Genomic DNA, 12,996 nt, shown 5'->3' with positions numbered 1-12,996 from the left:
ACCATGCCCCCCTGAGCGTTCTTCTCCAGGAACACAAGGAGGAGCGGTAACCGTGCCTGATCCGCAGAGTTTGTACGAATGGGAGCCGAAGGGCCTGGCTGTGGTCGACATGGCGCTCGCCCAGGAGTCGGCCGGCCTGGTCATGCTCTACCACTTCGAGGGCTACATCGACGCGGGTGAGACGGGCGAGCAGATCGTTGACGGCCTGCTCGAATCGCTGCCGCACCAGGTCGTGGCCCGCTTCGACCACGACCGCCTGATCGACTACCGCGCCCGGCGTCCGCTGCTGACGTTCAAGCGTGACCGCTGGGCGGCGTACGAGACACCCGTCCTGGAGGTCCGCGTCGTCCAGGACGCCACGGGCGCCCCGTTCCTGCTGCTGTCCGGGCCCGAGCCCGACGTGGAGTGGGAGAGGTTCGCCGCCGCCGTCGAGGAGGTGGTCGAGCGCCTGGGCGTCCGCCTCGCGGTCAACTTCCACGGCATCCCGATGGGCGTCCCGCACACCCGACCCGTCGGCATCACCCCGCACGGCAACCGCACCGACCTCACGCCCGGCCACCGCAGCCCCTTCGAGGAGGCGCAGGTCCCCGGCTCCGCCGAGGCCCTGGTCGAGTACCGGCTGATGGAGGCGGGCCACGACGTGCTCGGCGTCGCCGCCCATGTGCCGCACTACGTCGCCCGCTCCGCCTACCCGGACGCGGCGCTCACCGCACTGGAGGCGATCACGGCCGCGACCGGCCTGGTCCTGCCGTCCGTCGCGCACGCCCTGCGCACCGAGGCGCACCGCACCCAGACGGAGATCGACCGCCAGATCGGCCAGGGCGACGAGGAACTGGTCTCGCTGGTCGAGGGCCTTGAGCACCAGTACGACGCGGTCGCGGGCGCGGAGACCCGGGGCAATCTGGTCGCAGAACCGGCGGACCTGCCGTCGGCGGACGAGATCGGCCTCGAATTCGAGAAGTTCCTCGCCGAGCGCGAGGGCGACATCTGAGCGCCGCCCCGTTCCCGTGCCCGCTGCCCGTGACCCCGACGCCGGGGGTCACGGGCAGCGGGCATTAGGCTGCCCGGCATGCTGAAAGTGGGCCTGACCGGGGGCATCGGAGCCGGTAAGAGCGAAGTGTCCCGGCTGCTCGTCGGCCACGGTGCCGTTCTCATCGACTCGGACCGCATCGCCCGTGAGGTGGTCGAGCCAGGCACCCCCGGACTCGCCGCCGTGGCCGAGGAGTTCGGCCCCGGCATCCTGTCCCCGGACGGCACCCTGGACCGGCCCGCGCTCGGCGCGATCGTCTTCGCCGACCCGGACCGCCTCGCCGCGCTCAACGCGATCGTCCACCCCCTGGTCCGCGACCGCTCCGCCGAACTGGAGAAGGCCGCCGGACCGGACTCCGTGGTCGTCCACGACGTCCCGCTCCTCACCGAGAACGGCCTCGCCCCCCTCTACGACCTGGTCGTCGTGGTCGACGCCGCCCCGGAGACCCAGCTCGACCGGCTCGTCCGGCTGCGCGGCATGACCGAGGAGGACGCCCGCGCCCGGATGGCCGCCCAGGCCACCCGCGAACAGCGGCGCGCGATCGCCGACCTGGTCATCGACAACGACGGACCGGTCGAGGAGCTGGCGGCCCGGGTCCGCGAGGTCTGGGCGGAGCTGACCCGCCGGGCGGCGGCGAAGGGCTGAGCCGGGGCCGCGCCACGGGGTCGTACCGGAATACCCGTAGCCGCCCCCGTGTTCACCCCGGGACGGACCAGGGAAGGATGCCACCGTGCCCGAGAGGACCCCGGAAACCGACGTCATCGACTTCCGCGCGGCCGAGCAGCTGCTCGCCGCGCGCGATCCCCGGGGCGCCGTGCGGCTGCTCGACTCGGTGATCGCCGCCCACCCCGAGAACACCGCCGCCCGGCTGCTGCGTGCCCGCGCCTTCTTCGCGGCGGCGCAGCTGCGCCCCGCCGAGCTGGAATTCGAGCTGGTGCTGGAGCGCGAACCGGACAACGCCTTCGCGCACTTCGCCCTCGCCCGCACCTTCGAGCGCTCCGGCCACCCCGAGCGCGCCACCCGCCACTTCCGGCTGGCGGCCGCGCTCGACCCGAAGCCGGAGTATCTGCGGGCCGCCCGCTTCGAGGACTAGGGCGTGCCCGGCGGCGGGCCCTTGCCGCCGCGTGGGCCGTGGTCGGGGTCGTACGGGGGGACGGAGCGGCCCGGCTGGTAGTGCGCGCCCTGGCGCAGCCGGTGCACGACCACGCACAGGTCCACCAGGACCAGCGCGAGCAGCACCCCGCAGACCGCCGCCCAGCCGGTGCGGCCGTTCACGGCGAAGGCCGTCACCCCGAAGACGGCCCAGGCCAGGCCCCATAGACTCAGCCAGAGCCGCATCCGCAGAGGACTGCGGGCGGTCGTCGGTTCATTGCCGGTACGCATGGCATCGCCTCCCTACCAGCATGGACCCACGTCCGGTCAGGTGCGGCACAACGGTGCGAGAGGGCGGGGGCCGACGGTGATCGGTGCGAAGACGGGGGCGGACCTCTCCGTCCGCAGGGCGAGGGTGCGCGGCTGTCTGCTGGGCGGGGCGATCGGGGACGCCCTGGGCAACCCGGTCGAATTCCTGTCGCTCGCGGGCATCCGGCGTGCGCACGGCGAGCAGGGCGTACGCGGCATGACACCGGACGACGAGGGGGTCGTCGGCCGGATCACGGACGACACCCAGATGACGCTGTTCACCGCCGAGGGGCTGATCCGGGCGCACTCCCGCGCCATGGCCAAGGGCATCGGCGGCGCCGAGACGGGCATCGTCGGGAACGCGTACCGGCGGTGGCTGGAGACGCAGAACTACCCCGCGCCGCCTGCCGCCCCGGCCGAGCACCCCGTGCGCAACGGATGGCTCAGGCAGCAGCCCTGGCTGTACGCCCGGCGCGCCCCCGGGAACGCCTGCCTGACCGGCCTCGCCGCCGGCCACATCCCCGACCCGAGGGGCCCGATCGGTGAGCCCGGCCCGGTCAACACCGGCTCCAAGGGCTGCGGCACGGTCATGCGGTCCGCGCCCTTCGGCCTGACCGGCGAGGACCCGGCCGTCGGCTTCGGGCTCGCCGCCCGGTGCGCGCAGATCACCCACGGCCACCCCACGGGCGCCCACGCGGCCGGGGCGCTCGCGGCGATCGTCGGGTACCTCCTGGAGGGCGAGTCGCTGCCCGGTGCCGTGCTGCGGGGGATGGAACTGCTCGCCCGGCACCGGGGCCACGAGGAGACGACCGCCGCCCTGCGCGCGGCCGTCGACCTGGCGGCGCAGGGCGGGCCGAGCGCCGAGAAGGTGGAGTCCCTGGGGCAGGGCTGGGTGGCGGAAGAGGCCCTGGCCATCGCGGTGTACTGCGCCCTCGTCCTGCCGGGGCCCGGCCAGGTCGCCGAGGCCCTGCTGCTCTCCGTCAACCATTCCGGCGACAGCGACTCCACCGGCGCGGTCTGCGGCAACCTCCTGGGCGCCCGCCACGGCGACACCCGCCTCCCTCCGCACTGGCTGGTGCGGACGGAGGGACGCGGGGTGATCGCCGAGGTGGCCGACGACCTGTGCCTGGAGTTCGAGCACGCCGTCGAGTGGCCGCCGGACCGCTACCCGGGCTGCTGAGCGCCGGCCACGGGGTGCGCGGTCAGTCGGTCAGCAGCTTCGCCCGCAGCGCCGCCACCGTCGCCGCGTCGAGCTTCAGCCCTTCCCGTACGTACGTGTCGAAGTCGCCGTAGATCTGGTCCACCTCGGCGTACGCGGCGCGCAGCCAGCTCAGCTCCACGGCCTTCGGGTCGCCGGTGTACTGGTTGCTGGCCAGGAAGTCCGCCTCGACCGTGGCCCGGGGGACGCCGAGCAGGGTGAGCAGGACGGCCGTGCCCCAGCCGGTGCGGTCCTTGCCCGCGCTGCAGTGGAAGACCGTGGCGCCGGAGGTGTTCGTGGCGACGGCCGTGACGAGGTCGCGGAAGGCGTGGTCCGCGCCCACGAAGTTGACCATGAACGGGTAGCCGATGGACTGGCCGAGGTCCGAGGAGCCGGAGAAGAGCCCGGCGGCGACGGCCTCCGCGAGGGTCATCAGGGCGGAGTCGTGGAAGCGGATGCCGTGGGCGAGCGAGACGACGTCCGCGACCTGGTAGCGCACCCCGGCGGGCAGCCGGTCCGGGTCGTCGTGGCGCTCCTGGGCGTTGCGCAGGTCGACGTCGAGCGTGAGCTTCTGGGAGACCAGCCGCTGCTGGTCGGCGTCGGTGAGACCGCTCAGCTTGTTGGAGCGGTAGACCAGGCCCGGGCGCACCCAGTGCCCGTCCGTGGTGCGGTAGCCGCCGATGTCCCGGAAGTTGCGGGCCGAGGCCAGGCCACCCGGCGGCCCGTGTCGGTGCGCGGGTCCGGCCGGGTGTACCAGTCGTTGGGGAACGGCAGCAGGCACTCGGCGGGTGCCGGCGGGTCGCAGCGCCGCGCCGGGGAGGGGTCCGCCGGGGCCGCGTGGGCGGGTGGGGCGAGGAGCGCGGCGGCGCCGAGCGCCACCACGAGCGGTCCGTCGAGTACCCGCTGCCGCCCGGCTCAGCTCCCCTGGAGGTGGGCGCCGATGATGCGCGCGTAGGCGGCCTCGCCCCGCTGGTTCGGGTGCAGCGGGGCGGCCGAAGCGGTCGGCACGTACCCCTCGACCCACTTGTCGGACGGGGCCTGGCAGGCGTCGTGCCCCTTGCTCGGCGTGGCGACGTCGATGTACTCGGCGCCGTGCGCGGCGCTCTGCTCGGCGATCACCGCGTTCATCCGGTCGACGCTGCCCTGGAGGAAGTCGGCGTCGACCGGCAGCACGGGCTGCAACGGCCAGCAGCCGCCCGGCTTGATGTAGAGCCCGTACCCCGTCACCAGGACCCTGGCCTGCGGCGAGCGCTGGTGGATTCCGTCCAGTACGGCTCCGAGGCGCGGCGCGAACGCGTCGATCCGCTGCGCCACCTGGTCGACCCCGCCCTCGGTCAGCTTGTCCCGGCACGGGGTCGCGGTCGGGTCGAGCTGCATGCAGTCCTGCGCGATGCCGACGAGCCCGGCGTCGTTGCCGCCGATGGTGAGGGTCACCAGGTCGGTGTCGGCGCGCAGCGCGTCGAACTGGGGCGCCACCGAGCCCATCGGCACGTCGAGCAGCGACAGGGACTGCTTCTCCGTCATGTGCTTGGACTGGGCCCCGCTGCACGTGACGTCGCGCAGCGAGGCGCCGATGCTCGCCGCCAGCTCGTGCGCGTAGTTGTGCGTGGAACGGCCGCAGGCCAGCGGTCCCGTGATGCCCGGGATGAGCGGCCCGGAGGCCATCGAGTCGCCGAGCGCCACGTACTGCACGGGGTCGTCGGCGCTCGCCGCCCAGGCGCCGGAGGCGGTGGCGCCGATGGCCAGGGAGGCCAGGGCCGCGGCGGTGGCGGCTCCTCTGACAGTACGACAGAACGTCTTGTTCCTGGACGAGTTCACGACGACCTCCGGTGCGCTATGAGTGGGGGCATGGCGGGTGTCGCCGGTCATCATGCAGACTCGAACGCCGTCGTTTAACTGGTGGGTAACGCAGACTTCGCCGGGGGCTTTTGTGACGCGTGACAATGAACGGGCCGCCGGACAGCGGCCGTTGGCCATCGCCGGACGTCCGGTGGCGGTACGGCTGAGGGCCCGCGTCCCCGCCCTGACCACCCGGGTGGTCGCCCGTCTTCTCAGTGACCTCCCGGTCTACGCGGAGCTGCCGCACGAGGAGATCGCGGGCGATATCGCGGACATCGTCCAGCACAATCTGCGGCTCTTCGCGGACGTCCTCGAACACCGCAGGGCCGCCACCGACGGCGAACTCGCCCAGCAGTGCGACTCGGCGGCCCAGCGCGCCGAGGAGGGCGTCCCGCTGGACGCCATCCTCACCGCCTACCAGGTCGGCGTCGCGATGTGCTGGGAGGAGACCGCGCAGGACGCCGGGCCCGGGGACCTGCCCGCCGTGCTGGAGATCATGGACCGCATCCTCGTCCTCCAGCAGCAGCTGACCTCCGCCGTGAGCGGCGCCTATCTGGAGGCCCGGCAGATCCTGGACAGCCAGGAGCACGGCGGCCGACACGCCCTGATGGCCGCGCTGCTGACCGGTGAGGACCTGGACGGCTTCACCCGCCGCACCGGCCTGCGCCCGGCCGCCCGCTATCTGACGATGGCCCTCGCGCTGGCCCCGCACCCGGACGAGGCGGGGGCGGGCCTGCCCCAGGGGCCCGGTTCCGTGTCCGGCCCCGGTTCGGCGTCCGGCTCCGGGGCGGGCGCGGGCGTGGCCGCCCGGCGCAAGATACGGCGCATCCGGACGGCCCTCGACCGGTTCGCCGGGACGCCCGCGCTGACCGCCCTGGACGCGTCCGGCGGCACGGTGCTACTGCCCGTCGCGGAGCCGCCGCCGTGGGACGGGCCCGGCGGGCTGCGCGACCTGATCACCGAGGCGACCCGGGCGGCGGGGGTCCCCGTCACGGCCGCCGCCGAGACCGCCGCACCGGACGGGGTGCCGGCGGCGGTGGCCCGTAACGCCGAGATCGTGGACCTGGTCGCCCGCACCGGCCGGGCCCCCGGCCTCTACCGGCTGTCCGACGTGCTCCTGGAGTACCAGCTGAGCCGGCCCAGCGAGGCGCTGCGCGGGCTCGCCGGGCTGCTGAGCCCGCTGGACGCCAAGCCGGAGCTGCTGCACACGCTGGAGACGTACCTCGGACACGGCCTCGACCGCCGGGCCGCCGCCGCGGCGCTGCACGTCCACCCCAACACCGTCGACTACCGCATCCGCCGCATCGACCGCCTCACCGGCCTCTCCCCGGCCCGCCCGGCCGACCTCCAGCACCTGAGCGCGGCCCTGGTGGCGCGCCGCTCGGTATGAGGACGGGAACGCTCGTGGCCGTACGGTCTTTCGGTGGGTATGAGCGGTGTGCTCCCCGATCGAGACCCTGGACCTCGGCGATGAGGACTTCGACGTCGTCATGCCCGCGTCGTTGGGCACCTGGGCGCGGCCGGGCTGAAGGTGGACCGCTATCTCACGGACGACGGCATCTGGGTGCGGGCCGTGCCCGTGTAGCGGCCGCCCGGGCGGTCAGTGGATGGTGCTGAAGCTGCGCCACGGGCGCGCGTTCGGCGCGTTGACGTCCGAGAAGGTGGTCGCGAGGTACGTGGTGCCCGGGCCGGTGCAGTTGGGCGTCCGGTACAGCACGATGTCGACCAGGGTCTCGTTGGCCACCTCCTTCGCGCCGGCCGGGGCGAGCCGGTGGCAGCCCTTGACCGAGGGGCTGTTCACCTCGACCACCGCGTCCCGCTCGGTGGTGTAGATGACCGGGCCGACCGCGGTCCGGCCGAGGCCCGAACAGCCTGCGACGGTGAGGGTCAGGAACACGGCCTGGGCGGCGATGCCGAGCCGGCGGCGTCGGCGGTCGATCACGGGCATGGGCGGATCCTCGTCTGTCTCGTCACCACGCACACCGCGGGTGTACGTGCCGGTGCCGCTCACCCTGCCCGCTTCCCCGGGCCCCGGCATCCGGGAAGCGGCCGGGCGGGGGAGCGCGACCGCGCCCGGCGTACCCGCAGGGGTTCGACCCGGAGCGAAACCGGGCATACCGTGGTAATAGCGCACGAATGCGTGCGGTGCCGATTGTCGGGTTGTCCCGGCTGGCAGGGGGCCGTCATGGTCCAGGACCTCTTGATCGCGTTGGTCGTGGTGGCGCTCGCGGGCGCCCTCTACACGGCGGCGGCCGCCAGGGTCGTCAGGCAGTACGAACGGGGCGTGGTCCTCAGACTGGGCCGGCTCCGCGACGAGGTGCGTCCGCCGGGGTTCACGATGGTGCTGCCCGGCGTCGACCGGCTGCGCAAGGTCAACATGCAGATCGTGACCATGCCCGTGCCGGCCCAGGACGGGATCACCCGGGACAACGTCACGGTCCGGGTGGACGCCGTCATCTACTTCAAGGTGGTCGACCCGACGAGCGCCGTCGTAGAGGTCGAGGACTACCGCTTCGCCGTGTCGCAGATGGCGCAGACGTCCCTGCGTTCCATCATCGGCAAGAGCGATCTGGACGACCTCCTCTCCAACCGCGAGAAGCTGAACCAGGGCCTGGAGCTGATGATCGACAGCCCCGCGGTCGGCTGGGGCGTCCAGATCGACCGGGTCGAGATCAAGGACGTGTCGCTACCGGAGACCATGAAACGCTCCATGGCCCGCCAGGCCGAGGCCGACCGTGAGCGGCGCGCCCGGGTCATCAACGCGGACGCGGAGCTCCAGGCGTCCAAGAAGCTGGCCGAGGCGGCCTCCGAGATGTCCACCCAGCCCGCGGCGCTCCAGCTGCGACTGCTCCAGACCGTGGTGGCCGTGGCGGCCGAGAAGAACTCCACGCTGGTCCTGCCGTTCCCGGTGGAGCTGCTGCGGTTCCTGGAACGGGCCCAGCAGGGGGCGCCGGGGGCGCCCGCCCCCGAGGTCGCGCAGGCGCCGGACGCCGGTGCGCAGGCGGGGCGGGCGTCCGGCGACCCCGGTGCGTCCGTCGCGGACGGTGCGCGGCCTCCGGACTCCGGTGCGCCCGTCGCGGACGGTGCGCCGTCCTCGGGCCCGGGGGCGCCGACCCCGCGTCCGGACGCCGCCTCGAAGCCGTACGCCCACCACTGACACCGCTCCGCGCGGTCGCTGCCCGGCCGCCGTCCGCCCCGTACGAGCTGCGGGAACGGCGGCGGCCGGGGCGTTGTCAGACCTCCCGCCTAGACTCGCCGAGCAGAGGGACCGGTACGGGCGATCCGTGCTGACCAGGGACGAAGCACGCGAGGGGAGGGACCGATGGGCACCGCACCGCCGCCGCAGGAAGCGGACGACAGCCGGCTGCCGCGCTGCGCCGCCGTCTTCCTGCCCGGTACGCCGCCGCGCCGGGGCCGCGTCGCCTTCTGGGACCCGCTCGACGCTCCGCTCCCCGAGACCGAAGGCGCCCGGACCGAGGAGATCACGGTCGTCCGGCCGTACGGCACCGAGGGCGAGGTCCGCCCGCAGACTGTGCCCGCGCTCCTGCTCACCGTCGCCGACGCCCTGCCCCTGCTCGCCCGCGCCCGCCACCTCCGCTCCGCCCACCCGGCGACCCGCGCCTGGGGCGCCGCCGCCCTGCACGCGCTGCACCTGGTGGCCGGCGGCCGCATGCTCCCCGGGCTGACCGCCGACGACCAGGACGCCTGGCGGGCCGGCCCGCGCGACGCCGGGGACGTCGCCCACCTGCGCGCGGTGGCCGCCGCCCTGCCCTGGGAGGGGTACGCCGTTCCGCTCCCCGACCGGAGCCCGCCCCGGCTGCCCGACCCCGAGGCGCTGATCGGCGCCTTCCTCGACGCCGTCGCCGACACACTGCCCCGGACGCCCGCCGCCGCGTTCGCCGTGGGCGCCCCCTTCGCGGCGGCCGAGCCCCAGCACCTGCCCGGCGCCCGGGAATGGGCCGTCGAGGTCGCCTCGGGCCTGGACGCCGGGGTCCGGGTGTCGCTCCGCCTGGACCTCTCCGCGTACGAACTCTTCGACACGACCGGTCCCGACGCGGCGACCGACGAGACCGCCCGGCACGCCGCGGCCGCCGTCACCCAGGTGCACAGCCTCGCCGACCCCACCTACGTGGTCGACGCCGCCGCCCTGTGGGCCGGTGAGGCGGGCGAGCCGTTCGGGCCCCGGGCCCGGGTCGACACCGCGCTGGCCCTGCGCCGCGCGGCCCGCGTCTGGGCCCCGCTCGAACGGCTCCTGGACCAGCCGGTCCCCGATGTGCTGGCCCTCGGCGAGGACGAGCTGTACGAGCTGCTCGGCGTCGCCGGGAGCCGGCTCGCGGCCGCCGGGGTGAGCGTCCACTGGCCCCGGGAGCTGGCCCGTACCCTGACCGCCGCCGCCGTGGTCAGGCCCGCGCCCGGCACGGCCACGGACGGCACCGCGTTCTTCGACGCCGAGCAGCTCTTCGCGTTCAACTGGCAGCTCTCGCTCGGCGACGAGCGGCTCACCGAGGCCGAGATGGACGTGCTCGCCGAGGCCCACCGCCCCGTGGTGCGGCTGCGGGACCAGTGGGTCGTCGTGGACCCCGCGCTCGTCCGCAAGGCCCGCAAACGGGAGCTGGGCCTGCTCGACCCGGTGGACGCCCTGGCCGTCGCCCTGACCGGCAGCGCCGAGGTGGACGGCGAGCAGGTCGAGGCGGTGCCCGCCGGAGCGCTCGCCGAGCTGCGCACCCGCCTCCTCACCGAGGACACCGCGCTCGCCCCGCCGCCCGGACTCCACGCCACGCTCCGGGACTACCAGCTGCGCGGCCTGGCCTGGCTGGACCGGATGACCTCCCTCGGCCTCGGCGGCTGCCTCGCCGACGACATGGGGCTCGGCAAGACGATCACCCTGATCGCCCTCCACCTCCACCGCGACCACCCCGCGCCCACGCTGGTCATCTGCCCCGCCTCCCTGCTGGGCAACTGGCACCGCGAGATCAACCGCTTCGCCCCCGGCGTCCCCGTGCGCCGGTTCCACGGCACCGGCCGCACCCTCGCCGAGGCCGACCGGGGCTTCGTCCTCACCACGTACGGCACGATGCGCTCCAGCGCCGCCGAGCTGGCCGCCCACGGCTGGGGGCTGGTCGTCGCCGACGAGGCGCAGCACGTCAAGAACCCCCACTCCTCCACCGCGAAGGCCCTGCGCACCATCCCGTCCCCGGCGCGCGTCGCCCTCACCGGCACCCCCGTCGAGAACAACCTCTCCGAGCTGTGGGCGCTGCTCGACTGGACCACGCCCGGACTGCTCGGCCCGCTCAAGGCGTTCCGGGCCCGCCACGCCCGGATCGTGGAGAACACCGGCACGGCGGCCGGCCTCGGCAACGACGAGGCGGTCGAGCGGCTGTCCCGGCTGGTCCGGCCCTTCCTGCTGCGCCGCAAGAAGTCCGACCCCGGGATCGCGCCCGAGCTGCCGCCCAAGACGGAGACCGACCACCCCGTCTTCCTCACCCGCGAGCAGGCCACGCTGTACGAGGCCACGGTGCGCGAGACCATGGCGTACATCGAGGCGTCCGAGGGCATCGCCCGGCGCGGCCTGATCATGAAGCTGCTGGCCTCGCTCAAGCAGATCTGCAACCACCCGGCGCAGTATCTGAAGGAGGACGCCGCCCGGCTCACCGGGCGCTCCGGCAAGCTCGCCCTCCTGGACGAACTGCTCGACACGATCCTCGCCGAGGACGGCTCCGTACTGGTCTTCACGCAGTACGTGACAATGGCCCGGCTGCTCTCCGCCCACCTGACCGCCCGCGCGATCCCCTCCCAGCTCCTGCACGGCGGCACCCCGGTGCCCGAGCGGGAACGGATGGTGGACCGCTTCCAGTCCGGTGAGGTCCCGGTCTTCCTGCTCTCCCTCAAGGCGGCCGGCACCGGCCTCAACCTCACCCGGGCCGCCCATGTCATCCACTACGACCGCTGGTGGAACCCGGCGGTCGAGGAACAGGCCACGGACCGGGCCTACCGCATCGGCCAGACCCAGCCGGTCCAGGTGCACCGGCTGATCGCCGAGGGCACGGTGGAGGACCGGATCGGCGAGATGCTGCTCGCCAAGCGGGCGCTGGCCGACGCGGTCCTCGGCAGCGGCGAGAGCGCGCTCACCGAGCTGAGCGACCGCGACCTGGCCGACCTCGTCTCCCTCCGGAGGCCGTCATGAGCCCCGCTCCCCGCCGGCCCGGCGCACCCCGCCCCACCACCGGACCGCTCGCCGCCCGCCCCGGAGCCCGCTCCCGACCCGGCCCCGACGACCTGCGGCGCACCTTCGAGGCGGTGCCGGCGCGCACGTCCGGGGAGGGCGAGCCGTTCGCGGAGAGCTGGTGGGGCCGGGCCTGGGTCGCGGCGCTCGAATCCCTCTCGATGGACGGCCCCCGCCTCGCCCGGGGCCGGGAGTACGCGGACGGCGGCCACGTCGCCGCGATCACCGTGACACCGGGGCACGTCGTCGCCTATGTGCACGGCAGCCGCCCCCGCCCGTACCGCGCGGAGCTGCGGCTGCGCACCTTCACCGACCCCGACTGGGACACCCTGCTCGACGCGGTCGCCGCCCGCCCCGGCCACCTCGCCGCGCTCCTCGCCAAGGAGATGCCGCACTCCCTGGCCGACACGGCGACCGACGCCGGCATGACCCTGCTGCCCGCCCCGGGCGACCTCGGCCCCGCCTGCACCTGCCCCGACCGGGGCAGGCCCTGCAAGCACGTCGCGGCCCTCAGCTATCAGCTGGCCCTCCTGCTGGACACCGACCCGTTCGTCCTGCTCCTGCTGCGCGGCCGGGGCGAGCGAGAACTCCTGGAGGAGCTGGCCCGGCGCAACGCCGCGCACTCCGCCCGGGAGCGGCCCCCCGCCCCCGACACCCCGTCCGTCCCCGCCGAAGAGGCGCTGGCCGGCCGCTTCCTGCCCCCGCTGCCCGCGCCCTTCCCCGCCGACCCGCACCCGGGCCGCCCGCCCGCCTACCCCGTCCTCCCCGGCGCCCGGGACCCGCTCGCCCTGGACCAGCTCGCCACCGACGCGGCGGCCCGCGCCCACGCCCTGCTGACCACCGGCCACGACCCGCTCGCCGGGCTCACCACCTGGCAGGACGCCGTCCGTCTCGCCGCCGCCGGACCCACCGCCGGGCTCACCGCGACCACCCGCGCCCTCTACCGGGAGCTGGCCTCCGCCACCGGCCGCAACACCACGGACCTGGCCCGCGCCGTGGCCGCCTGGCGGCAGGGCGGGGCCGAGGGTCTCGCGGTCCTGGAGACCCCGTGGGACCCCCCGGCCGGCCCGTTCGACCGCGCCCGCCCGGCCCTCGCCGCCGCCGGCTTCCCCCGCTTCCAGCCCTGGCGCAACCACCTCACGCACCCCGGCGGCGCCCTCCAGCTCCGCTTCGGCCGCGACGGCCGCTGGTACGGCTACGAGTCGGACCCGGGCCAGGACGAGTGGTGGCCGCGCGCCGCCCCGGACCACGACCCGGTCGGCGCCCTCCTGGAGCTCACCGGCACCTGAGGCGACCGCCCCCCGT

General features: G+C 74.8%; 11 protein-coding genes and 2 pseudogenes. 9 read left to right on the top strand and 4 right to left on the bottom strand.

Annotation, left to right across the window (positions count from 1 at the left end):
- The first annotated feature begins 52 nt into the window (after positions 1–52).
- From ACIQZN_RS16590 to ACIQZN_RS16580, 3 genes are all read left to right on the top strand, one after another.
- Positions 53–991, top strand: a complete 939-nt coding sequence (locus ACIQZN_RS16590) for a PAC2 family protein (protein ID WP_403993520.1) — start codon at positions 53–55, stop codon at positions 989–991.
- 78 nt (positions 992–1,069) lie between these two features.
- On the top strand, positions 1,070–1,675 hold the full coding sequence (gene coaE, locus ACIQZN_RS16585) for a dephospho-CoA kinase (protein ID WP_403993517.1): 606 nt from the start codon (positions 1,070–1,072) through the stop codon (positions 1,673–1,675).
- Between the two features lie 85 nt (positions 1,676–1,760).
- Entirely contained in the window at positions 1,761–2,123 is a 363-nt protein-coding gene (locus tag ACIQZN_RS16580; RefSeq protein WP_073968291.1) for a tetratricopeptide repeat protein, read from the top strand.
- Here the strand turns inward: ACIQZN_RS16580 and ACIQZN_RS16575 are convergent.
- Positions 2,120–2,413, bottom strand: coding sequence for a DUF6343 family protein (locus ACIQZN_RS16575; protein WP_403993514.1), 294 nt, complete (start codon positions 2,411–2,413; stop codon positions 2,120–2,122). The two genes, ACIQZN_RS16580 and ACIQZN_RS16575, sit on opposite strands and share 4 nt — an antisense overlap.
- Before the next feature lie 79 nt (positions 2,414–2,492).
- Here ACIQZN_RS16575 and ACIQZN_RS16570 point away from each other — a divergent pair, with 79 nt between their 5' ends.
- The gene (locus ACIQZN_RS16570) at positions 2,493–3,611 is read left to right on the top strand and encodes an ADP-ribosylglycohydrolase family protein (protein ID WP_403993735.1); all 1,119 of its coding nucleotides are present in this window, start codon (positions 2,493–2,495) and stop codon (positions 3,609–3,611) included.
- A gap of 22 nt (positions 3,612–3,633) precedes the next feature.
- Here the strand turns inward: ACIQZN_RS16570 and ACIQZN_RS16565 are convergent.
- Both ACIQZN_RS16565 and ACIQZN_RS16560 read right to left on the bottom strand, forming a co-directional pair.
- A pseudogene (locus tag ACIQZN_RS16565) lies at positions 3,634–4,389 on the bottom strand (tyrosine-protein phosphatase); the annotation flags it as partial.
- Between the two features lie 155 nt (positions 4,390–4,544).
- The gene (locus ACIQZN_RS16560) at positions 4,545–5,447 is read right to left on the bottom strand and encodes an SGNH/GDSL hydrolase family protein (RefSeq protein ID WP_403993511.1); all 903 of its coding nucleotides are present in this window, start codon (positions 5,445–5,447) and stop codon (positions 4,545–4,547) included.
- A 151-nt stretch (positions 5,448–5,598) separates the two neighbouring features.
- On the opposite strand from ACIQZN_RS16560, the gene ACIQZN_RS16555 reads away from it, so the two are divergent.
- Both ACIQZN_RS16555 and ACIQZN_RS16550 read left to right on the top strand, forming a co-directional pair.
- Positions 5,599–6,858, top strand: coding sequence for a PucR family transcriptional regulator (locus ACIQZN_RS16555; RefSeq protein WP_403993732.1), 1,260 nt, complete (start codon positions 5,599–5,601; stop codon positions 6,856–6,858).
- A 114-nt stretch (positions 6,859–6,972) separates the two neighbouring features.
- Positions 6,973–7,053 (top strand): annotated as a pseudogene (locus ACIQZN_RS16550) (SAM-dependent methyltransferase); the annotation flags it as partial.
- Between the two features lie 15 nt (positions 7,054–7,068).
- On the opposite strand, the gene ACIQZN_RS16545 reads toward ACIQZN_RS16550, so the two are convergent.
- Positions 7,069–7,416, bottom strand: a complete 348-nt coding sequence (locus ACIQZN_RS16545) for a hypothetical protein (protein WP_403993508.1) — start codon at positions 7,414–7,416, stop codon at positions 7,069–7,071.
- A 237-nt stretch (positions 7,417–7,653) separates the two neighbouring features.
- On the opposite strand from ACIQZN_RS16545, the gene ACIQZN_RS16540 reads away from it, so the two are divergent.
- The 3 genes from ACIQZN_RS16540 to ACIQZN_RS16530 all read left to right on the top strand — a co-directional run bounded on the left by ACIQZN_RS16540 (position 7,654) and on the right by ACIQZN_RS16530 (position 12,980).
- Complete coding sequence (locus ACIQZN_RS16540; RefSeq protein WP_403993505.1) at positions 7,654–8,625, top strand: SPFH domain-containing protein; 972 nt, start codon at positions 7,654–7,656, stop codon at positions 8,623–8,625.
- A gap of 165 nt (positions 8,626–8,790) precedes the next feature.
- Positions 8,791–11,652, top strand: a complete 2,862-nt coding sequence (locus ACIQZN_RS16535; RefSeq protein WP_403993502.1) for an SNF2-related protein — start codon at positions 8,791–8,793, stop codon at positions 11,650–11,652.
- A complete protein-coding gene (locus ACIQZN_RS16530; RefSeq protein ID WP_403993499.1) occupies positions 11,649–12,980 on the top strand; it encodes an SWIM zinc finger family protein in 1,332 nt (443 codons plus the stop codon). The genes ACIQZN_RS16535 and ACIQZN_RS16530 overlap by 4 nt, the downstream gene beginning before the upstream one ends.
- Positions 12,981–12,996: the final 16 nt, after the last annotated feature.

Origin of the sequence: Streptomyces sp. NPDC097595, from assembly GCF_044761525.1 — a bacterium.
Lineage (GTDB): Bacteria > Actinomycetota > Actinomycetes > Streptomycetales > Streptomycetaceae > Streptomyces > Streptomyces drozdowiczii_A.
Note: the sequence above shows the minus strand (reverse complement) of the source record. Positions and strands in the feature narration are given on the sequence as shown.